Annotated in this window: 19 protein-coding genes, 3 tRNA genes and 2 other RNA genes; 1 reads left to right on the plus strand and 23 read right to left on the minus strand. The window is 50.8% G+C overall.

What is annotated here, in order from left to right; translation table 11 throughout:
• Positions 1-60: 60 nt before the first annotated feature.
• The 23 genes from GA565_RS18975 to sdhC all read right to left on the minus strand — a co-directional run bounded on the left by GA565_RS18975 (position 61) and on the right by sdhC (position 20630).
• Positions 61-186, minus strand: a non-coding RNA gene (locus GA565_RS18975) — RtT sRNA.
• A 76-nt stretch (positions 187-262) separates the two neighbouring features.
• Positions 263-338: transfer RNA gene (locus GA565_RS18980), tRNA-Lys, on the minus strand.
• A gap of 47 nt (positions 339-385) precedes the next feature.
• Positions 386-511, minus strand: a non-coding RNA gene (locus GA565_RS18985) — RtT sRNA.
• Positions 512-526: 15 nt separating this feature from the next.
• Positions 527-602 (minus strand) — tRNA-Lys (locus GA565_RS18990).
• A gap of 45 nt (positions 603-647) precedes the next feature.
• A tRNA-Lys gene (locus GA565_RS18995) sits at positions 648-723 on the minus strand.
• Positions 724-910: 187 nt separating this feature from the next.
• Positions 911-1696, minus strand: coding sequence for a cell division protein CpoB (gene cpoB / locus GA565_RS19000; protein ID WP_152200095.1), 786 nt, complete (start codon positions 1694-1696; stop codon positions 911-913).
• Between the two features lie 9 nt (positions 1697-1705).
• Positions 1706-2215, minus strand: coding sequence for a peptidoglycan-associated lipoprotein Pal (gene pal / locus GA565_RS19005; RefSeq protein ID WP_055777356.1), 510 nt, complete (start codon positions 2213-2215; stop codon positions 1706-1708).
• A 45-nt stretch (positions 2216-2260) separates the two neighbouring features.
• Positions 2261-3553 carry a Tol-Pal system beta propeller repeat protein TolB gene (gene tolB, locus GA565_RS19010; RefSeq protein WP_152200097.1) on the minus strand — a complete coding sequence of 431 codons (1293 nt, stop codon included), beginning with the start codon at positions 3551-3553 and terminating at the stop codon, positions 2261-2263.
• A gap of 311 nt (positions 3554-3864) precedes the next feature.
• On the minus strand, positions 3865-5223 hold the full coding sequence (tolA, locus tag GA565_RS19015) for a cell envelope integrity protein TolA (protein WP_152200099.1): 1359 nt from the start codon (positions 5221-5223) through the stop codon (positions 3865-3867).
• A gap of 102 nt (positions 5224-5325) precedes the next feature.
• Positions 5326-5754, minus strand: a complete 429-nt coding sequence (tolR, locus tag GA565_RS19020) for a colicin uptake protein TolR (protein ID WP_055777347.1) — start codon at positions 5752-5754, stop codon at positions 5326-5328.
• An 11-nt stretch (positions 5755-5765) separates the two neighbouring features.
• The gene (tolQ, locus tag GA565_RS19025) at positions 5766-6452 is read right to left on the minus strand and encodes a Tol-Pal system protein TolQ (RefSeq protein ID WP_055777344.1); all 687 of its coding nucleotides are present in this window, start codon (positions 6450-6452) and stop codon (positions 5766-5768) included.
• A complete protein-coding gene (gene ybgC / locus GA565_RS19030; protein ID WP_055777341.1) occupies positions 6449-6853 on the minus strand; it encodes a tol-pal system-associated acyl-CoA thioesterase in 405 nt (134 codons plus the stop codon). The genes tolQ and ybgC overlap by 4 nt, the downstream gene beginning before the upstream one ends.
• Before the next feature lie 259 nt (positions 6854-7112).
• Positions 7113-7226, minus strand: a complete 114-nt coding sequence (gene cydX, locus GA565_RS19035) for a cytochrome bd-I oxidase subunit CydX (RefSeq protein ID WP_055777339.1) — start codon at positions 7224-7226, stop codon at positions 7113-7115.
• Between the two features lie 27 nt (positions 7227-7253).
• A complete protein-coding gene (gene cydB / locus GA565_RS19040) occupies positions 7254-8393 on the minus strand; it encodes a cytochrome d ubiquinol oxidase subunit II (RefSeq protein ID WP_152200100.1) in 1140 nt (379 codons plus the stop codon).
• Positions 8394-8407: 14 nt separating this feature from the next.
• The gene (cydA, locus tag GA565_RS19045; protein WP_152200102.1) at positions 8408-9976 is read right to left on the minus strand and encodes a cytochrome ubiquinol oxidase subunit I; all 1569 of its coding nucleotides are present in this window, start codon (positions 9974-9976) and stop codon (positions 8408-8410) included.
• A gap of 805 nt (positions 9977-10781) precedes the next feature.
• Positions 10782-11654 (minus strand): succinate--CoA ligase subunit alpha, encoded by an 873-nt coding sequence (gene sucD / locus GA565_RS19050; RefSeq protein WP_055777325.1) that lies wholly within the window; start codon positions 11652-11654, stop codon positions 10782-10784.
• Complete coding sequence (gene sucC, locus GA565_RS19055; RefSeq protein WP_152200104.1) at positions 11654-12820, minus strand: ADP-forming succinate--CoA ligase subunit beta; 1167 nt, start codon at positions 12818-12820, stop codon at positions 11654-11656. Before sucC ends, sucD begins: the two co-directional genes overlap by 1 nt.
• 93 nt (positions 12821-12913) lie before the next feature.
• Complete coding sequence (odhB, locus tag GA565_RS19060) at positions 12914-14146, minus strand: 2-oxoglutarate dehydrogenase complex dihydrolipoyllysine-residue succinyltransferase (RefSeq protein WP_152200105.1); 1233 nt, start codon at positions 14144-14146, stop codon at positions 12914-12916.
• Between the two features lie 33 nt (positions 14147-14179).
• Complete coding sequence (gene sucA, locus GA565_RS19065; protein ID WP_152200107.1) at positions 14180-17002, minus strand: 2-oxoglutarate dehydrogenase E1 component; 2823 nt, start codon at positions 17000-17002, stop codon at positions 14180-14182.
• 375 nt (positions 17003-17377) lie between these two features.
• Positions 17378-18094 (minus strand): succinate dehydrogenase iron-sulfur subunit, encoded by a 717-nt coding sequence (locus GA565_RS19070; RefSeq protein ID WP_055777313.1) that lies wholly within the window; start codon positions 18092-18094, stop codon positions 17378-17380.
• A 22-nt stretch (positions 18095-18116) separates the two neighbouring features.
• Positions 18117-19883 carry a succinate dehydrogenase flavoprotein subunit gene (gene sdhA, locus GA565_RS19075; protein ID WP_055777310.1) on the minus strand — a complete coding sequence of 589 codons (1767 nt, stop codon included), beginning with the start codon at positions 19881-19883 and terminating at the stop codon, positions 18117-18119.
• A gap of 3 nt (positions 19884-19886) precedes the next feature.
• The gene (gene sdhD, locus GA565_RS19080) at positions 19887-20234 is read right to left on the minus strand and encodes a succinate dehydrogenase membrane anchor subunit (RefSeq protein ID WP_055777308.1); all 348 of its coding nucleotides are present in this window, start codon (positions 20232-20234) and stop codon (positions 19887-19889) included.
• A gap of 6 nt (positions 20235-20240) precedes the next feature.
• Positions 20241-20630, minus strand: a complete 390-nt coding sequence (sdhC, locus tag GA565_RS19085; protein WP_055777305.1) for a succinate dehydrogenase cytochrome b556 subunit — start codon at positions 20628-20630, stop codon at positions 20241-20243.
• An 810-nt stretch (positions 20631-21440) separates the two neighbouring features.
• On the opposite strand from sdhC, the gene GA565_RS19090 reads away from it, so the two are divergent.
• On the plus strand, positions 21441-22727 hold the full coding sequence (locus tag GA565_RS19090) for a citrate synthase (RefSeq protein ID WP_152200109.1): 1287 nt from the start codon (positions 21441-21443) through the stop codon (positions 22725-22727).
• Positions 22728-22842: the final 115 nt, after the last annotated feature.

The following is a 22842-nucleotide window of genomic DNA, read 5'->3' on the forward strand; positions in this document are numbered from 1 at the left end:
CAAATAATTTAGCTAATCCTAAAACGCAAAAAACGCCGTTAGGCGCTTTTTTCTTAGAAGTGGTGGGCCGTGCGGGATTGATTCGGCCTCCGGCCTCACCCTGCGGGCAACGCTAACGCGTTGTCGTCTCGCTTCGCTCGGCTCGAACCTGAACGCAGCTTCTCACCCACACTCTTCGCGGAATATGCCAGTTTTAAGATGCCAAATAATTTAGCTAATCCTAAAACGCAAAAAACGCCGTTAGGCGCTTTTTTCTTAGAAGTGGTGGGCCGTGCGGGATTCGAACCTGCGACCAATTGATTAAAAGTCAACTGCTCTACCAACTGAGCTAACGGCCCTCTTCTACTTCTTCATTTCTTACTTAAACGTTCTGCATACTAAACAGTGGTGGGCCGTGCGGGATTGACTCGTCGTTTGGACTCGCCCTACGGGCAACGCTAACGCGTTGTCGTCTCGCTTCGCTCGGCTCGAACCTGTTGCAGGTTCTCAACCCTTACGGATTAAAATTTTACTTGTTACTAAACAGTGGTGGGCCGTGCGGGATTCGAACCTGCGACCAATTGATTAAAAGTCAACTGCTCTACCAACTGAGCTAACGGCCCACTGTTTACTGCTTACAACTTAACACTTTACTACTTATTAAACAGTGGTGGGTCGTGCGGGATTCGAACCTGCGACCAATTGATTAAAAGTCAACTGCTCTACCAACTGAGCTAACGACCCACTAAATCTGCTTAATTCGCTTGCCTGAATAACTTGTTTCAGTTTGTCTGGGCAACGGCGGCATATATTACTGATTTATCTCGACAGCGCAACCCTAATTTCGAGATAAGCGACTGACTGCTTGTTCTTCATACATTCGAGCCCGAAAAATAGTCGATATGGTTATTTTTCGGGCCTGAATGACGCACTATTTTGAAGACAAACGTTTTTGAGCCTGCTTGGCAGATTCACTGTTCGGGTAGAGTTTAACCACCTGCTGGAACACGGCTTTTGCTTTATCGCTCTGGCCTTTTTCCTGCATGATGATCCCGACCTTGTACATTGCATCTGGGCTTTTCGGTGACTTCGGATAGTTTTTGACCACGACAGCATAATAATATGCCGCATCATCTTTCTTACCCTTGTTGTAATACAACTGGCCTAACCAGTAATTGGCATTAGGCTGGTAAGTCGAATCTGGATACTGCTTGATGAAAGCCTGGAAAGCAGAAATAGCCTGATCGAACTGTTTCTTTTCCAGTGCTAGCGAAACGGCAGCATTGTAGTCGGTATCAGGATTACCTGAGCTCGCTGGCGCGCTGCTGGCAGGCGCCGAGTCAGATCCTGTGTCAGCACTTGCTGCACCGGCAGAAGAGCCCGCTGCGGCCGCAGGAGCGCCACCTGAGCTTTGCATTGATGCTATCTGCTGAAGGATCTGGTTTTGACGATCGGTAATCTGTTTCAGCTGATATTGGTTGTCTTGTATCTGACCACGAAGATTCGCAATATCGCTCTGGTTGTCAGAGACTTGCTGTTGGAGTTGGTTTAATAGCTGACCTTGACCGTTGGAGATACGCTCAAGAGTGGTGACTCGATCTTCTATCGAGCCAGAGCCGACATTACTGATTGGCGCCGAGGCAGTAGCGGCCCAGGGGGCCGCTACGCCAACCAATAACGACAGACTCAACAGGTGATGTCTGAAGTTACTGCTCATGCGATTCTCTTAGTATACCAGTACGGCACGACGGTTTTTAGCGTAAGCCGCTTCGTCATGACCCAGTACAGCTGGTTTTTCTTTACCGTAAGAAACGATAGAGATTTGGTCAGCAGAAACGCCTTTGCCTTGCAGGTACATTTTAACTGCAGTAGCACGACGCTCGCCCAATGCGATGTTGTATTCAGGTGTGCCACGTTCGTCGGCGTTACCTTCAACAGTCACTTTGTAAGACGGGTTGCTACGCAGGAATGCAGCGTGTGCATCCAGCATCTGAGCGTAATCAGAAGAAACATCGTACTTGTCCAGACCGAAGTAAACGATGTTGTTCTTCTGCAGTTCTTGCATCTGCTGACGAGCTTGTTCTTCTGAAGACATATTGCCGTTTTCAGTACCGGTACCCGTGCCAGCGCCGTAACCAGCTTGGCCGTTGTCTGCGGTTTTGTGTGAACTACAAGCAGCGATTGCCATAACTGGCAGAGCCAGCAGCAGGCCTTTCAGCACTTTATTAAGTTGCATTCCGATAATCCTTTTTATAATTTGCCATACATATCTAAACATGCATCACAGGTACGGCGACCAGGCAGGAAATGAGACCTGTCCATCGGTAGCCGGAAGACGCGCTTTGAAACGCCCATCAGTCGAAACCAACTGCAACACCTTACCCAGTCCCTGTGAGGAGCTGTAAATAATCATGGTGCCATTCGGCGCGATACTAGGCGTTTCATCCAGGAACGTGTCCGTTAATACTTGAACGGCTCCCGTTTCCAGATCTTGTTTGGCGATGTGTTGGCTGCCGTTTGCGGAGCTAACCATTACAAGGAATTTTCCATCGGAGCTAACATCTGAGTCTTGGTTCTGAGAACCTTCCCACGTCAGACGCTGTGGCGCACCGCCATTAATATTTACTTTATACACCTGAGGACGACCGCCCTGATCCGAGGTAAACGCCAGATTTTGACTGTCTGGGTACCAGGTTGGCTCAGTGCTGTTGCTGCGTCCGTCAGTAACCTGGCTGATTTGGCCAGATGATAAATTCATTACATACAGGTTCAGGCTGCCTGATTTAGACAGGGCCATCGCCAGTTTTGTACCGTCTGGAGAAAATGCCGGTGCACCGTTGTGACGCGGGAAGTCGGCAATTTGTCTCACTGCACCGTTAGCTAACGTCTGTACAACCAGTGCAGAACGTCCGCTTTCAAAAGTAACATAAGCCAGTTTGCTGCCGTCTGGAGACCAGGCCGGTGACATCAATGGCTCAGGCGAACGATGCACGACAAATTGATTGTAGCCGTCATAGTCCGCTACGCGCAGTTCATACGGGAATTTTCCACCGTTGGTCTGCACGACGTACGCGATACGGGTGCGGAAAGCCCCTTTTATTCCGGTCAGTTTCTGGAATACTTCATCACTCGCGGTGTGGCCTGCATAGCGCAGCCATTCCTTGGTGATTTTGTATTGGTTTTGAGAAATAACCGTACCAGATGCACCAGAGGTGTCGACCAACTGGTAAGAAACCAGATAGCTGCCGTCACCGCCAGGCTGAATTTGTCCTACGACGACGTCGTTAATACCCAACGCGCTCCAGGCAGCAGGCGTGACTTCAGCTGCTGTGGTGGGTTGCTGTGGCATACGCGCACTGTCAATCGGGTTGAATTTACCGCTATTACGCAGGTCAGCAGAAACAATGCTGCCGATATCCTGCGGAGGAGTCCCCGGACCCGCCCACTTGAAAGGCACCACTGCGATAGGACGTGCACTGTCAACACCTTGCGTGATCTGGATGCGAACTTCCGCCTGCGCGGCCGTCGCCAACATCATTAATAGGCCGAATGCTACTCGAATTGCCTGTTTCATTGTATCTCCCTTATCTGGACTCTGAGCCCGAAAGAAATCTTACGCCCCGCGAAACATCGTCATAAACAGCAGAACAACCGAGCATAAACTCCCCTATTTCCATGTTGGGAATGCACGGTTTGCCGCTGTTTTATACGGCTCTGACGCCTGCGGGCCATGAGGTCTGACCGGCTTATTCTTTCCGCGATAAATTAGCAGAATTTTAACAAACCAATGCACACAAAACTACATAAACACCAGATAAGCCATCGTAAATATCTTAAAGAAAAATATTTTCGACTGCTGACTCTACACCTTGTTACCTAAGCCTCTTATCGAGGCTTAAAGTCTAGCCCTGCACTTTTGAATACTTCATAAACAGCCTGCGAAGGCGGGGCTGGGAATTTAGCCTGCCTTGCAGCAGCAATTGCTGCCTGACACAGTGCTGGATCGCCCCCCTCAGATTGAATATCCAAAAGCGTCCCGTTTGCGGCTAGCTTGATATTCAGATTACAGGTCTTGCCGATGTATGACTGATAATCATAGAAACGGCTTTGAATAGCAGCCTGAATCTTATTGCTATAACTGTCGATATCCGCACCAGATGCACCCGCCTTTTTGGTATTACCCTTCCCTGCCGGTGCTCCACCGCCGCCCTTCGGCGCGTTTTTAGACGATGCTAAACCACCAAACAGATCGTTAACATCTGAAGACTCTTTCGCTGCAGCCGCCGCGGCTTTCTTCTTGGCATCCGCAGCAGACTTGGCCGCAGCGGCCTTCTCGGCAGCAGCTTCCTTAGCGGCGGCAGCCTTCTCGGCAGCGGCCTCTTTGGCGGCTGTAGCTTTCGCTTCGGCAGCTTCTTTGGCAGCCGCAGCTTTCGCATCAGCAGCAGCCTGTTTAGCTTCTTCAGCCGCGGCTTTCTTCTCTGCATCAGCCGCCGCTTTTTTAGCTTCGGCGTCTGCCTGTTTTTTCGCGTCAGCCTGAGCCTGTTTCTTGGCACTGGCCGCTGCTGCTGCGTCAGCTTCGGCCTGTTTCTTGGCCTCACTTTCGGCTTTTTTCTGTGCATCAGCCTGAGCTTTAGCAACTTTATCGGCTTCGGCCTTGGCTTTCGCGGCAGCATCGGCTGCCTGCTTTTGCTGTTCTTTTACTGCAGCAGCCTTAGCGTCAGCAGCGGCCTGCTTGGCATCTTCTGCCGCTTCTTTCGCCTGTTCGGCGGCAGCCTGCTTCTGCTGCTCTGCGGCCTGTTTTGCCTGCGCTGCAGCAGCCTGTTTTTGTTCCTGCGCAGCCTGCTTCGCGGATTCGGCAGCTTCTTTAGCCTGATCGGCCTTCTGCTGCTGTGCCGCCTGCTGGGCTGCTAAACGTTCTTTTTCAAGCTCTTTCAGTTGCTGCTGTTGTTCAGCCTGCTTCTGTTGCAACTCTTCAGCCTGCTGCTCAGATTTTTTCTGGTGCGATTGCTGCGCACGATTAGCGTCAGCCTGCTGCTGTTGCTCACGGTTATATTGATCAACCACGGCACCGGAATCGACCATTACGGCTGAAATATCCGTACCGCCACCGCCGCCGCTCATGCTGGTGTCCTCTTCGAGAGAGCTCCAGACCAACAGGGCTATCAATATGATATGCAGAACGACCGAAACAATAACGGCGCGTTTGAGCTTATCGTTTTGTTCAGTTGCAGTTGCCTTTACCAAAATAGATTTCCCAACACAGGATTGCTAAAGCCCGGTCAGCACACGTTCTTTATTAACGTACACCGGCCAGGTTTAAAATAAATGTCACCCATCAGCCTTGGATCAGATTGGTTGTGTCATCAAACCGACAGATTTCACACCAGCCTGATGCAGCAAGTTGAGCGCCTTTATGATCTCGTCATAGGGCACTTCTTTTGCTCCACCGATCAGGAAAACAGTCTTCGGATTAGCCTGTATGCGTTTTGTTGCTTCCGCAATAACCTGCTGCTCCGGCAGTTGTTCCATTCTTTGATGGTCAATAACAATGGTGTATTGGCCTACGCCAGACACTTCGACGATAACCGGCGGGTTATCGTCAGTGGACACAGTTTTAGAGTCTGTCGCGTCTGGCAGGTCCACTTCAACACTCTGAGTAATGATGGGCGCCGTTGCCATAAAGATAAGCAGCAGCACCAACAGAACGTCAAGCAGTGGGACGATGTTGATCTCAGACTTCAGTTCGCGACGATGACGACCTCGTACTCGAGCCATGCTTTCCTCCCTTAATTACTGCTTTCGCGAGAGAAAGCCTGACGGTGCAGGATAGCCGTGAACTCTTCCATGAAGTTATCGTAATTTTGTTCGAGTTTATTAACGCGCTGATTCAGGCGGTTATAAGCCATAACGGCAGGAATTGCGGCGAACAAACCGATAGCGGTGGCGATCAGTGCCTCGGCAATACCTGGGGCAACCATTTGCAGCGTAGCCTGTTTAACTGAACCTAAGCCGATAAACGCGTGCATGATACCCCAAACGGTACCGAACAGACCGATGTACGGGCTGATTGAACCTACGGTGCCAAGGAAAGGAATATGGGTTTCAAGTGACTCAAGTTCACGATTGAAAGAGATGCGCATCGCGCGCGATGAGCCTTCAATGACCGACTCTGGGGCATGGCTGTTTGCACGATGCAAACGGGCAAACTCTTTAAAACCAGAGTGGAAAATCTGTTCGGCACCGCTCAAGGTGTCACGACGGCCCTGGCTTTCCTGATATAAACGAGAAAGCTCAATACCGGACCAGAATTTATCTTCAAATGCTTCGGCTTCACGGGTTGCCGCATTCAACACTTTGGTGCGCTGAATGATGATGGCCCAAGAGGCAATGGAAAAACAGATCAGGATAAGCATGATCAGCTTAACCAGGATGCTGGCCTTTAAAAATAAATCAAAAATGTTCATGTCAGTCACTGCTTAAACTCCGCGACAATAGACTTAGGAAGCGCTCGTGGCTTCATTTGATGTGGATCGATGCATGCAATTAACACATCTGCACTACACAGAAGGTTTCCATGCGAATCAAGAATTCGTTGTGCAAAGGTAAGTGAAGCTCCCCGAATTTCGGTTATTTCACTCTGGACGTCCAGCAAATCGTCAAGGCGTGCCGGTGCCAGATAGTCAACCGTCATACGGCGAACTGCAAAAGCGACATGGTCTTCCAGCAACTGATGCTGGTGAAAGTTGCGTTGGCGCAACATCTCTGTGCGAGCCCTTTCAAAAAAGGCGACGTAACGGGCGTGATAAACCACACCACCTGCATCGGTGTCTTCGTAATAGACACGGACAGGCCATCGGAACAACGAATTACTCACTCTACATCCCGTATTGCAATTTGACGGCCCTACTATACGCAACTGATTTCAGCTTGGGAATGGGTTGCTGAGCTGGAATGAAAATAATTATCGGCCATGATGTGCCAATGAAATGAGAGTGTCAGTGCTTTGTAAATCATGTAAATAAAAGAAAGGTTTTTACTTACCCAATTTCGCTCTGTGGGTGACCCACTTGAAACAAGGGGTCCATTAAGGACCCCTTACGATCGCGGCGGGAAATAGCTCCGCCGTATGTATTTTATTTGTTCTCTTTTGCTGCTTTGCTTTCTTCGCTGTGCTCAAACGCCAAGGCGGTAATTATCCCAAACGAGCAGGCAAGAAGTGTTCCGAGAATCCAGGCAAAATACCACATAGTTTCAGGCTCCTGTTGCCGTTGAAGTTAATACAACGAATGCTTGTTGTTTTCGATGTAGTTTTTATCCAGACGACCAAACATCTTGTAGTACGCCCAACTGGTATAAAGAAGGATGATCGGTACAAAAATGCAGGCTACGACAGTCATCACTTTCAACGTTAACGGGCTAGACGTTGCGTCCCACATGGTCAGACTCATGCTCGGCATGGTGCTCGACGGCATAACAAACGGGAACATTGTTACGCCAGCAGTGAGAATGACACAGGCAATAGTTAATGATGAGGTCAGGAATGCCCATGCACCTTTATTGAACCGAGAAAGCAGAATGGTAAATAAAGGTAAAGCTACGCCCAACGCCGGGATAGCCCACAGAATCGGCATGCGATTATAGTTAAGCAACCAGGCACCCGCCTCATGCGCCACCGTTTTACGCAGCGGATTTGATTCGGCAGCGGTGTTGATTACCGAAGTGATTACGTAGCCGTCGATCCCCTTAACCAGCCAGATGCCGGCCACCAGGAAACACACCATCATCACCAGCGCCGAAATTTGCGAGGCAGCACGGGTGCGAAGATGGAGTTCACCGGTAGTTCGCATCTGCAAATAGGTCGCGCCCTGCGTTATCAGCATAGTCAGACTGACGATACCGGCAAGCAGGCCAAACGGGTTGAGCAACTGCAATAGATTGCCGGTGTAATAAAGACGCAGATATTCATCAATGTGGAACGGCACGCCCAATAGCAGGTTGCCGAACGCGACGCCAAATACCAGAGCGGGAACAAAGCTACCGATAAAAATGCCCCAGTCCCACATGTTACGCCAGCGTCTGTCATCAACTTTAGCGCGGTAGTCAAAGCCCAGCGGACGGAAGAACAGCGCGCAAAGCACCAGGATCATCGCCGCATAAAAGCCGGAAAACGCCGCCGCATAGACCATCGGCCAGGCGGCAAACAGCGCGCCGCCTGCGGTAATGAGCCAAACCTGATTACCGTCCCAATGGGGAGCAATCGAGTTAATCATTATCCGACGCTCGGTATCGGTTTTACCGATAATCCGAACCAGAATGCCGACACCCATGTCGAACCCGTCGGTGACCGCAAAGCCGATAAACAGCACACCTATCAGCGCCCACCAGATAAACCTTAATACTTCATAGTCGAACATAAGGGTTCTCTCCTTTACTGTGCTTGCTCAATAGAGGCGGCAGGCTGTTCAAAATGATAACGGCCGGTTTTCAGGCTGCTCGGTCCCAGTCGTGCGAACTTGAACATCAGGAACATTTCAGCCACCAGGAACAGCGTATACAGCCCGCAGATAAGGATCATTGAGGTAAGCACGTCGCCAGTGGTTAACGAGGAGTTTGCCACCGCAGTAGGTAAAATCTCGCCGATTGCCCAAGGCTGACGACCATACTCGGCGACAAACCACCCCGCTTCTACTGCAATCCACGGCAGAGGCAAACCATAGAGCGCCGCGCGATGCAGCCATCGACGCTTGCCAATCTGTCCCCGCAAAACAGTAAAGAATGACAGACCGATAATCAGCAGAATAAGGAAGCCACAGGCCACCATGATGCGAAAAGCAAAGTACAGCGGCAGAACGCGTGGAATCGAATCCTTGGTCGCCTGCTGAATTTGCGCTTCGCTCGCGTCGGAGACCTTCTCGGTATAGCGTTTCAACAACATGCCATAGCCAAGGTCAACTTTGGTTTTCTCAAAATCGCTGCGCACTTCGGGATTAGTATTCCCCGAGCGCAGTTCTTCAAGCAGCGTGTAGGCTTTAATACCGTTTCTGATCCGCACTTCATGCTGCGCCATCAGCTCTTTGAGGCCAGTTACCGGCTTGTCGACGGAGCGTGTAGCTATCAGGCCAAGCAGGTATGGGATTTGGATGGAGTATTGGTTCTCCATTTTGTCCTGATTTGGCAGACCGATCAGCGTAAAGTTGGCTGGTGCAGGCTGTGTTTCCCACTCGGCTTCAATGGCGGCGAGCTTGGTTTTCTGCACGTCACCCATCTCGTAGCCGGATTCGTCGCCGAGAACAATCACGGAAAGCGTAGCGGCTAGACCGAAGCTGGCTGCAATGGCAAACGAGCGCTTGGCAAAAGCAGTATCACGCCCCTTGAGCAGATAGTATGAGCTGATGGCTAAAACGAACATGGCACCGGTCACATAACCTGCCGCCACGGTGTGTACGAATTTCACCTGCGCTACCGGGTTGAACACCAGCTCGGAGAAACTGACCATCTCCATGCGCATCGTTTCATAGTTGAACTCGGAGGCTATCGGATTTTGCATCCAGCCGTTAGCGACCAGTATCCACAGCGCGGAGAGGTTCGAACCAAGCGCAACGAACCAGGTTACCGTCATGTGCTGGACTTTGGATAAACGATCCCAGCCGAAGAAGAATAACCCTACCAGCGTCGACTCGAGGAAGAACGCCATCAGACCCTCAATGGCAAGCGGTGCGCCAAATATGTCCCCGACGTAGTGTGAGAAATATGACCAGTTGGTTCCGAACTGGAACTCCATGGTCAAGCCAGTGGCCACCCCCAGCGCAAAGTTAACTGCAAATAACTTGCCCCAGAATTTGGTCATGTCCTTATAGATTTGTTTGCCGGAAAGAACATATACCGTTTCCATAATTGCCAACAAAAACGCCATACCCAGCGTTAATGGAACAAAAAGAAAATGGTACATGGCCGTTAAAGCAAACTGCAAACGCGACAGCTCAACGATATCAAACATCTTAGCCCCTAGCTCCTCAGAGGAAGACTTCAAATTGCGACTCTGTGACGTACAAACTTAAATACGCCTCACGATTTCCAGTATTTAACGTGCTGTTATCAAAAATGCTCTATTTCTTTAATACTTAATTCCTTTATTTGCTCACTTTACGATTTAATGAATTTTTAAATTAACTAACCCTTAGGATAAAGCGTAGCTGCACTGATGAGAAAAAAACAGGCAGCGCTCAGGCCAGTAACCCCTGCGGGCAACGGTTTGAGTTAAAAGAGTAAAGTAGAGCGCGTGTAAGCTGTGGCCTCACCGCATCTTTAAAGAAATATTGTTTCTTGCACTCGGCAATATTACGCCACTATCCCCCTACAATAAATAGGTCTTTTGTGCGCCATGACTTATTTTTAGAATGCAGATCAATTCTTATCATTTCCCTCAACTATGCAGCCGATTGATCTAGGGCAATTTAAGCCTTTAGGAATATTATTTCCAGCCAAATAAGATAAAATTTAACGAATAAAATCAACACATGTTAATAAAGTTATTATATGTTCTGGGGTTTAATTACCTATGTTAAAAACATGTAATTTATAGGTTTTAAATTTAATTCTTAAAAAACGCTGTTTATTTTTTATTTTTAGTAAAAAATAAAAACGTTGATCTAGATCAAAAAACCAATCAATTAATTGTAAATATCAAAAAGAATAATAGCCGATTAATTTTATTAAAATTAATTATTCAAGATGAAATTATTTAAATGATAGGCAAAAAAAATGCCGCCTAATCAGGCGGCATTGATATTGTTTATTATGACTTACTGTGGCAGTACAGATTTAACTGCGTTGCCGATTTCAGCCAGGCTGCGAACGGTTTTAACACCCGCAGCTTCAAGCGCGGCAAATTTGTCGTCTGCTGTCCCTTTACCACCGGCAATGATGGCGCCAGCATGGCCCATACGTTTGCCTTTAGGCGCAGTCACGCCAGCGATATAACCGACAACCGGCTTGGTGACGTGATCTTTGATATAGGCAGCCGCTTCTTCTTCTGCGTTACCGCCGATCTCACCGATCATCACGATCACTTCAGTTTGCGGATCTTCCTGGAACAGTTTCAGGATATCGATGAAGTTTGAACCCGGGATCGGGTCGCCGCCGATACCGACGCAGCTTGACTGACCAAAACCGATATCGGTCGTCTGCTTAACCGCTTCATAGGTCAACGTACCGGAGCGGGAAACGATGCCCACTTTGCCTGGCTGGTGAATGTGGCCCGGCATGATGCCGATTTTACATTCGCCTGGGGTGATAACGCCCGGACAGTTAGGGCCAATCATGCGCGCGTCGCTTTGCTCAAGCTTCAATTTCACTACCAGCATGTCCAGCGTTGGAATACCTTCGGTGATACAGATGATGAGCTTGATACCCGCATCAATAGCTTCAAGGATAGAGTCTTTACAGAATGGAGCGGGCACGTAGATGACAGATGCCGTAGCACCGGTCGTTTCAACGGCTTCACGAACAGTATTGAACACTGGCAGGCCAAGGTGCTCGGTGCCGCCTTTGCCTGGCGTTACGCCGCCAACCATTTTGGTTCCGTAGGCAATCGCCTGCTCGGAGTGGAAAGTCCCTTGGCTACCGGTAAAGCCCTGGCAGATAACTTTGGTGTTCTTATTGATTAAAATCGACATTATTTACCCTCCACTGCAGCAACAACTTGCTCTGCGCCGTCAGTCAGACTGGTCGCTGCAATGATGTTCAAACCGCTGTCTGCCAGTTTTTTGGCACCCAGTTCAGCATTATTCCCTTCAAGACGCACCACAACGGGTACGCTGACGCCCACTTCAGCGACTGCGCCAATGATGCCGTCGGCAATCAGGTCACAGCGAACGATACCGCCGAAGATGTTAACGAATACCGCTTTCACTTTGTCATCAGACAGAATGATTTTGAAGGCTTCGGTCACGCGCTCTTTGGTTGCGCCACCGCCAACGTCCAGGAAGTTAGCCGGTTCGCCGCCGTGCAGTTTAACGATGTCCATGGTGCCCATTGCCAGGCCCGCGCCGTTAACCATGCAGCCGATGTTGCCATCAAGCGCAACGTAGTTCAGTTCCCACTGTGCAGCCTGAGACTCACGGGCGTCTTCCTGGCTGTGGTCGCGCATTTCGCGCAGTTCTGGTTGACGGAACAATGCGTTGCCGTCGGCACCCAGTTTGCCATCGAGGCAGATCAGGTCGCCTTCTTTGGTCACCACCAGCGGGTTAATTTCGATAAGCGCCAGGTCGCGCTCCAGGAAAATATTAGCCAGACCCATGAAAATTTTGGTGAACTGCGCAACTTGCTTGCCGCTCAGACCCAGTTTAAACGCCAGCTCACGGCCCTGATAAGGCTGTGGACCAGCCAATGGATCAAGCGCAACTTTGTGGATCAGGTGTGGCGTTTCTTCTGCCACTTTCTCGATTTCCACGCCGCCCTCAGTTGATGCCATAAATACAACGCGACGTGAGCTGCGGTCAACTACAGCGCCGAGATACAGTTCTTTATCAATGTCGGTCGCGGCTTCAACCAAGATCTGGTGAACCGGTTGGCCCTGTGCGTCAGTCTGATAGGTCACCAGACGTTTACCCAGCCAGTGTTCAGCAAAAGCGCGGATCTCTTCTTTGCTTTTAACCACTTTTACGCCACCCGCTTTACCACGGCCGCCTGCGTGTACCTGGCATTTTACTACCCACGGACCGGCACCGATTTTCGATGCAGCCTCTTCCGCTTCACGCGGGGTGGAACAGGCAAAGCCTGTAGGTGCTGGTAGGCCATAGCGCAGAAACAGCTGTTTCGCTTGGTACTCGTGTAAATTCATGATGTTCTATCCATTGATTTCAGAAGGTTGCAGAGCAGACTTTCTGCCCTGCACTTATTTTAATCACGTCGTTAATTTTTCAGGTTTTGAACCCTAGACGTCTAACAGCAGACGTGCCGGATCTTCCAGCAATTCTTTAATGGTCACCAGGAAGCCAACTGACTCACGGCCGTCAATCAGACGGTGATCGTAAGACAGTGCCAAGTACATCATTGGCTGGATAACTACCTGTCCATTAACGGCCATTGGACGGTCTTTAATGGCGTGCATACCCAAAATCGCACTCTGCGGTGGATTGATAATTGGCGTTGACATCAGAGAACCGAACACACCACCGTTGGTCACGGTGAAGTTACCGCCGGTCATCTCTTGAACGGTCAATTTGCCATCGCGGCCTTTAATGGCCAGCTCTTTGATTTTCTTCTCAATATCAGCCATGCCCAAGGTGTCAACATCCTGGAGAACTGGGGTGACCAGTCCACGTGGCGTAGATACTGCGATGCTCACATCGAAATAGTTATGGTAAACCACATCATCGCCATCGATTGACGCATTCACTTCAGGGAAACGCTTCAGTGCTTCAACCACGGCTTTCAGGTAGAAGGACATAAAGCCGAGACGCACGCCGTGGCGCTTCTCAAAGGCTTCGCCGTACTGCTTGCGCATATCCATGATGGGCTTCATGTTGATTTCATTGAAGGTCGTCAACATGGCGGTGCTGTTTTTCGCTTCCAGCAGACGCTCGGCTACGCGTTTGCGCAGACGGCTCATAGGAACGCGTTTCTCACTGCGTGCAGCCAGAGACTGTGCCGCAGCAGCAGGCTGAGCCGCCGGTGCAGGTGCCGCTGCTGGTTTGTCGGCTTTGCCGGCTTTCGCAATGTGCTGCTCGATATCTTCACGCGTCAGACGACCGCCTACACCGCTGCCTTTAATTGCGCTGGCATCCAGTGAATGCTCTGCAATCAGACGGCGAATGGCCGGGCTGAGTGCGTCGTTGCTCTCGTCATCCAGTGCCGCAGTGTGGCGGTCGGCTGGCGTTGACTCTTTCTCGGCGCTTTTTTCCTGGCTAGGTTTACCTGAGCTATTGCCCGGACGCAGACGTGCCAGGATTTGTTTTGAAAGCACGGTTGCGCCTTCTTCTTCCAGAATGCTGTCCAGAATACCGGCTTCACTCGCAGGGACTTCCAGCACAACTTTGTCCGTTTCAATTTCAACCAGTACTTCGTCACGCTCAACGCTGTCGCCAGGTTTTTTATGCCAGGTCGCAACCGTCGCATCCGCAACGGATTCAGGTAGGTCAGGAACCAGAATATCTACGCTACTCATTAATCTTTCCTTAAAATTTTATCATCTATACGACTATTGAACGTTCAGCGCGTCGTTAACCAGATCTTGCTGCTGCTTCTGGTGAACAGACATATAGCCCACTGCAGGCGAGGCTGACGCCGGACGTCCTGCGTAGCGTAAAGAGGCACCGAAAGGCACCACTTCACGGAAGTTATGCTGACTGCAATACCATGCACCCTGGTTGAGCGGCTCTTCCTGACACCAGACAAAGTCATGTACGTGCGCGTACTGCTCAATCACGCTTTGTACTGCTTTGTGCGGGAAAGGATACAGCTGTTCGATACGAATAATAGCGACGTCGGTTTGTTCATTTTTACGACGCTGCTCCAGCAGATCATAATAGACCTTACCGGAACACATCACGACGCGCTTCACGCCTTTCGGGTCCAGCTCGTCAACTTCGCCAATCGCCGGCAGGAAGCTGCCGTTGGCCATTTCGTCGAGCGTTGAAACCGCCAGCGGGTGACGCAGCAGTGATTTTGGCGACATGACAATCAGCGGACGGCGCATACCGCGCAGCGCCTGACGACGTATCATGTGGTAAACCTGAGCCGGAGTGGACGGAATACAGACCTGCATGTTTTGCTCGGCGCAAAGTTGCAGATAACGTTCCAAACGTGCGGAGGAGTGCTCCGGCCCCTGCCCTTCATAGCCGTGTGGCAGCAGCATAACCAGACCACACATGCGGCCCCATTTTTGCTCGCCGGAGCTGATGAACTGGTCGATAACAACCTGAGCGCCGTTGGCGAAGTCGCCGAACTGTGCTTCCCAGATGGTCAGCGTGCGAGGTTCAGCGGTCGCGTAGCCATATTCAAAGGCCAGTACGGCTTCTTCCGACAGCACGGAGTCCCAGACGTTAAACACGCCCTGACTGTTGTGAATATTCGAAAGCGGCACGTAAACGGAACCGTTTTTCTGGTTGTGGATAACGGCATGGCGGTGGAAGAAGGTTCCACGGCCGGTGTCTTCACCAGAAAGACGAATGGGAATACCTTCATCTACCAGCGTGGCGTAGGCCAGGTTCTCTGCACCGCCCCAGTCGAACAATTTTTTGCCTTCGGCCATGTCTGCACGGTCGCCGTAAATCTTGGCAACGCGGGACTGCATTTCAATGGCGTCAGGGACATGGCTGACGCGACGCGCCAACTCTTGCAAACGTTTCGGCTCAACGGTGGCAGGATAAACTTCGTCCCACTCGTGGTTCAGATACGGAGACCAAGTGAAGGTGTGCATGTCGTTTGGACGCCATTCGGCAACCACACACTCGCCCGCATCCAGCGCATCACGGTAAAGGTTGACCATTTCCGTGGCATCTTCCAGGCTGGCAACCCCTTGTTCGGTCAGGACGTCAGCGTAGAGTTTGCGCGGCGTAGGGTGCTTCTTGATCTTCTGATACATCAGAGGCTGAGTTGCACTTGGTTCGTCGGCCTCGTTATGGCCATGACGACGGTAGCAAACCAGGTCGATCATTACGTCACGCTTGAAGGTGTTACGGAAATCCAATGCCAGACGGGTAACAAACGCTACCGCTTCAGGGTCATCGGCATTGACGTGGAAAATCGGCGCCTGCACCATTTTCGCGATGTCGGTACAGTATTCAGTAGAACGCGCATCTTTCGGGTTTGAAGTCGTAAAACCAACCTGGTTGTTGATAACGATACGCACAGTACCGCCCACTTCATAACCACGAGCCAACGACATGTTCAATGTTTCTTGAACAACGCCCTGGCCGGTAATCGCTGCATCACCGTGGATGGTGATCGGCAGAACCATGTTGCTGCGTGCTTCATCCAGACGATCGCGACGTGCGCGAACGGAGCCGATAACCACCGGGCTCACGATTTCGAGATGCGACGGGTTAAACGCCAGCGCCAGGTGAACCATACCGCCTTCGGTTTCGACGTCGGACGAATAGCCCATGTGATATTTCACATCGCCGGTACCCAGATGTTCTTTATGCTTACCTGAGAATTCGTCAAACAGGTCTTGAGGCTTTTTACCCAGCACGTTGATCAATACGTTCAAACGGCCGCGGTGCGCCATGCCCAGAACCACTTCACGCGTGCCGTTTTTACCGGCGTGGCGGATCATGTCTTTCAGCATTGGCACCAGAGCATCGCCCCCCTCAAGGGAGAAGCGTTTTGCACCCGGGAATTTGGCACCCAGATAGCGCTCAAGTCCTTCAGCAGCTGTCAGCTCGCTGAGGAAGGTTTTTTTCTCGCTGTCGGTAAATTTCGCGCGACCCACTACCGATTCGATACGCTGTTGGATCCAGCGTTTTTCATCAGTATTGGTGATGTGCATATACTCGGCACCGATCGATCCACAATACGTCTGCTTCAGTGCGGCATAAAGCTCGCCCAGCTGCATGGTTTCTTTGCCAATAGCAAACGAACCCACGTTGAAGGTTTCCTGAAAATCAGCTTCAGACAGATGATGGTAAGCTGGATCCAGGTCGGCAACAGTTTCTTGTTTCCATAAACCGAGGGGATCGAGGTTAGCATTCTGATGACCGCGGAAACGGAAGGCGTTGATAAGTTGCAACACCTTAACCTGCTTCGCATCCGATTGCGGATCGCTGATAGCGGAGTTATAACGCGACGCGTCCTTCGCCAGACGGCGGAAGTAGTCGCGAATTTGTGAATGGAGTTGTTCCGAGTTCCCTTTAGAAGACTGTACACCGACTGTCGGTAGCTGTTTAAAAATTGAACGCCAGCTATCGTCAACGGAACCAGGATCGGTTAGGTAGTCTTCATAGAGCTGCTCTATGTAAGACTGGTTCGCGCCCGCCAGATAGGAGGAATCCAGCCAGGCCTTCATTGCGCCGTTCTGCATCGTGATCCCTTAAGCTTTGAAAGCTTTAGTTTTCGCCGTGGTTAATAAAATCACCGTGGTACCTGACGTAATTTTGACTTACATCCGAGTAAGACGGTTTTCCATACAACAGTTCACTTAACCGACAGGAAAACGCCCTGCCGCTTGGTCAAGGAACCTCCAAAAGTCTGCGCATTACCGCGGTGCTCCGACTTTTGGTGAATCCCTGCCTGCCGCTGACTATTCGCTCTTTACGGCCCTAAATTATCACGCTTTATCCCGTTATTTCATCAGGTTATTCGTGAAGCTTTTACGCATTTTGTTGCGTAAATGTTACTGCCTATCCACTTAATATTAGCGGGAACCTGAGTTCCCGCTTGTTTACACTTTTTCGACCTAGGCGCCGCGGTGTAGCAGCATCGATTTGATGTGCCCGATGGCCTTGGTCGGGTTCAACCCTTTAGGACACACGCTGACACAGTTCATGATACTGTGGCACCGGAATACGCTGAAAGCGTCATCCAGATTATCAAGACGTGATTGCGTTTCTGTGTCACGGCTGTCAATAAGGAAACGATAGGCCGCCAGCAGACCCGCGGGTCCGACAAACTTGTCAGGATTCCACCAGAATGACGGGCAAGAAGTGGAGCAGCAGGCACAGAGAATACATTCGTACAGGCCGTCGAGCTTTTCGCGCTCTTCCGGCATCTGCAGATGCTCACGCGCCGGAGGATTTTTCCCGTCGTTCAACAGATAAGGTTTAATCTTCTCATACTGCTTGTAGAATTGCCCCATATCCACCACCAGGTCACGCACAACAGGCAGGCCAGGCAGAGGACGGATAACAATTTTCTTGCTGCCGTTACGCAGTGCAGAAACCGGCGTGACGCAGGCCAGACCGTTTTTACCGTTCATGTTCACACCGTCAGAGCCACAAACGCCCTCACGGCAGGAGCGACGAAACGACAGCGTCGGGTCTTGCTCTTTCAGCAGGATAAGTGCGTCCAGCAGCATCATGTCGTGGCCTTCTCCGGCCTCCAGCACATAGTCTTTCATGTACGGGACATCATCTACGTCCGGGTTATAGCGATAAATCGAAAATTCGAGTTTCATTTATATGCTCCTGCTCACCGGCCTAGTAGGTACGTGCTTTCGGCGGGAATGCCGCGCGCAGCTTAGGCTGCATGTTCACCTCGCGGCGAGTCATGCTTTCGGATTCCGGTTGGTAAAGCGTATGGCATAACCAGTTCGCATCATCACGGTCCGGGAAGTCGAAGCGGCTATGTGCGCCACGGCTTTCGGTGCGATAGTTGGCAGATACCGCCGTTGAAAACGCCACTTCCATCAGGTTATCCAACTCCAGACACTCGATGCGCTGAGTGTTAAATTCGGTGGAGGTGTCATCCAGACGGGCATTTTGCAGACGCTCACGAATAAGTTTCAGATCCGCCAGACCTTGGGCCATAGCATCACCTTCGCGGAATACCGAGAAGTTGTTTTGCATGCATTCCTGTAGGTCTTTACGGATTTGCACCGGATCTTCGCCGTCGCGATTGTTGTTCCAACGGTTCAAACGCTCAAGCGCCACGTCGATTTCAGCCTGGGTCGCATCACGGCTCTCGCCCTGCTCCAACAGTGATTCCTGCAAGTGCATACCCGCCGCACGACCAAATACCACCAGGTCGAGCAGTGAGTTGCCGCCCAGACGGTTAGCGCCGTGAACCGATACGCAGGCAATTTCGCCCACTGCGAACAGGCCCGGAATGACCACGTCTTCGCCTTTTTCGTTCACGCGAATCGCCTGACCGGTCACCTTGGTCGGAATACCGCCCATCATGTAGTGGCACGTCGGGATAACCGGGATCGGATCTTTAATTGGGTCAACGTGAGCGAAGGTGCGAGACAGCTCAAGAATACCCGGCAGGCGAGATTCCAGAACGTCTTTACCCAAGTGGTCTAATTTCAGTTTTACGTGAGGTCCCAACGGGCCGTCACAGCCGCGACCTTCACGGATTTCGATCATGATAGAACGTGCTACCACATCGCGACCCGCCAGGTCTTTGGCGTTCGGCGCATAACGCTCCATGAAGCGCTCGCCGTCTTTATTAAGCAGATAACCGCCTTCACCACGGCAGCCTTCTGTGACCAGAACGCCCGCGCCAGCGATGCCGGTTGGGTGGAACTGCCACATTTCCATATCCTGCACCGGCACGCCAGCGCGCAGGGCCATGCCCACGCCGTCACCGGTATTGATATGTGCGTTGGTGGTGGACTGGTAAATACGTCCCGCACCGCCGGTTGCCAGCACGGTGGCTTTCGCCTTGAAATACACCACTTCCCCGGTTTCGATACAGATTGCGGTACAGCCTACAATCGCGCCGTCCTGATTTTTTACCAGGTCAAGCGAGTACCATTCGGAAAAAATCGTGGTGTGATTTTTCAGGTTCTGCTGATAAAGGGTGTGCAACAGTGCGTGACCGGTACGGTCGGCCGCTGCCGCAGTTCGTGCCGCCTGCTCGCCGCCGAAGTTTTTCGACTGGCCACCAAACGGACGCTGATAAATTTTGCCGTTATCTAAACGGGAGAAAGGCAGGCCCATGTGCTCAAGCTCAAGAATGGCTTCCGGCCCGGTATTACACATGTATTCGATGGCATCCTGGTCGCCGATATAGTCGGAACCTTTAACAGTGTCATACATATGCCATTCCCAGTCATCATCATGGGTGTTGCCCAGAGCAACGGTAATACCGCCCTGCGCAGACACCGTATGGGAACGGGTTGGGAACACTTTAGAGATAAGGGCGCACGAGAGGCCCATCTGTGAAATTTGTAATGCAGCACGCATACCGGCGCCACCAGCACCGATTACGACAGCATCAAACTCTCTGACTGGCAGATTCATTTACTACGCTCCCCACACAACTATTGTTCCATAAAGTAGATAAACAACCAGCGTCACGACGATGGCAAGCTGCAGCACCAGTCGTAAAGCCAAATGTTTTACATAGTCAGTTAACACCTGCCACATACCGATCCAGGCGTGAACCAGAATCGACAGCAACGTCAGCAAGGTGAAAACTTTAGTAATGGAGGAGGCGAAAAAGCCGTGCCAGACTTCGAAGTTGATGTCCTGAGCCATAACGACAAAGCCCAGAATATAGAGAATATACAGGGTGATAACGATTGCTGACGCACGAACTAGCAGCCAGTCATGAACGCCATTACGCCCCAATGCAGAAACATTGTTTACCATTCTTTTTTACCCTACAAAGACGCCAGCCAACACAGAAAGCAGCACAGTAATACCAATCGCGATATATGCCGACAGTTTACCCACAGCCAAACTCTCTTCGATAACGCCAAAGTCCATCAGCAGATGGCGGATACCGCCACATACGTGATAGGCCAAAGCGGTAAGTATTCCCCAAAATATGAACTTGACGAAGAAGCTGTTCATGATGGCGGCAGCGTGCGCGAATCCTTCCGGAGAGGAAAGAGACGTACCAAGCAACCAAAGGAGGATACCGACAGCAACGAAGGTTATTACGCCGGAGACGCGGTGTAAGATGGACGCTATCGCAGTTACGGGAAACCGGATCGTTTGCAGATCCAGATTGACAGGTCTTTGTTTTTTCACGGTTTTGCCCACACAGCCCTTAGAGCCTGTTCATAAACATCCTGCGGGGTACAGACAACGCAAAAAGAAGCGGTAAAGCCGGTTTACATGGTGCAAGTGCAAGAGTAAAGGGGCATTTTGTGCTTGTTTTAACACAGCAGACCGAGCGCAGTATATCTTGAATGGCGCTTATTATTTTCCATCCTCCGGCCTGGGCGGAAATCAGACAGCGTTAAGAGCCAAAGGCCCTTCACGTCACGCGCTCAAACATCGACATCCACTGTGCTTAAACGGCGCGTTCTATTTAACGCTGGGTGCTCCTACTACAGGGTGTTCCGGAGACCTTGGAGGAGTATAGGATGATCACATTCCTATTACAATTCCCCTACAAAATGTTTGGTCACTTTTCTGCGAAACAGTGATTCGCGTCGCAGTTTCCATATTATACACAAAATAAATTATGTAGTTTGACATTACGTCAACAATTCTATTACAAATAGATAATGACTCACCCCTGCGGCTTACCCCAGATCAACACATACGCTTCCCTGCGACGCTGACTTGTGCAAAAGTGTACGCTGTGTATGCCCTCATACTTGTCGTAGGTATTGAGCAAAGATATCGAGTCGATAACAACGATGAAATACCGCCTGTCCGCCAAAAGCTGCTCGTAGTGGCAGTAAGACGGCTTCGCCCTGCGCTGACTTTGTACGCCAAAACGCGCGGTGAAGACCTCAAATTATAACGGCGGAGATTTCACCTGCAGGCAGTACCGGGTTCTGCAACCAGACCAAGGACAGCGTTGTTGGAGATTATTAAAATAAGGCGCTAAGGAGACTGTAAATGGCTGATAAGAAAGCGACACTTACCCTACCGGGTCATGATCCTATTGAACTCGACGTGCTATCAGGCACATTGGGCCAAGACGAAATTGATATACGCCCCCTCGGCTCAAAAGGTTTTTTCACCTTTGACCCTGGCTTTACCTCTACCGCATCCTGCGAATCTAAAATTACCTATATCGATGGCGACGAAGGCATTTTGCTTCACCGCGGATTCCCGATTGACCAGTTGGCCACCGAGTCCAACTACTTGGAAGTAAGCTATCTGCTACTGCACGGTGAGCCACCGACGCAGGAACAGTACGAAGAGTTTAAAACGACTGTCACTCGTCACAGCATGATCCACGAGCAGATCACCCGGCTGTTCCACGGTTTCCGCCGTGACTCACACCCCATGGCGGTGCTGTGTGGCGTTACAGGCGCGCTGGCGGCCTTCTATCACGATTCTATCGACGTCGAAAACGAGCGTCACCGTGAAATCGCGGCATTCCGACTGCTGTCGAAAATGCCGACCGTTGCAGCAATGTGTTACAAATATTCTATCGGCCAGCCGTTTGTTTATCCGAAAAACGACCTGTCCTATGCCGGTAACTTCCTGCACATGATGTTTGCCACGCCTTGCGAAGAGTACGTAGTGAACCCGGTGCTTGAAAAAGCCATGGACCGTATTTTGATCCTGCATGCCGATCACGAGCAGAACGCCTCAACGTCAACCGTGCGCACCGCCGGCTCTTCGGGTGCCAACCCATTTGCCTGTATTGCGGCGGGTATCGCCTCTCTTTGGGGACCGGCGCACGGCGGCGCAAACGAAGCCTGCCTGAAAATGCTGGAAGAGATCAGCACCGTTGATCACATTCCAGAGTTTGTTCGTCGCGCCAAGGATAAAAACGACTCCTTCCGTCTTATGGGCTTCGGTCACCGTGTTTATAAAAACTATGACCCGCGCGCCACCGTGATGCGTGAAACCTGCCACGCCGTGCTGGAAGAGCTGAACATGAAAGACGACCTGCTGGAAGTCGCCATGCAGCTCGAGCACATTGCGCTCAACGACCCGTACTTTATCGAACGCAAGCTGTATCCTAACGTTGACTTCTATTCAGGTATCATCCTGAAAGCAATGGGAATTCCTTCATCCATGTTTACCGTTATCTTTGCGATGGCGCGTACCGTTGGCTGGATTGCCCACTGGAACGAAATGCACGACGACGGCATCAAAATCGCCCGTCCACGTCAGCTGTACACCGGCTATGACAAGCGTGAGTTTAAATCTCAGGTTGCTGATAAGTAATTCGCAACCTTAAATAGCCTAAGTGTATTGTTGAGAAAAGATATGAATTAGGCGGAGTAAAAAAGCATCCTATGGGTGCTTTTTTTTACCTAAAATTATATTAAATTTAACAAAA

The organism is Rouxiella sp. S1S-2 (genome assembly GCF_009208105.1).
GTDB lineage: Bacteria > Pseudomonadota > Gammaproteobacteria > Enterobacterales > Enterobacteriaceae > Rouxiella.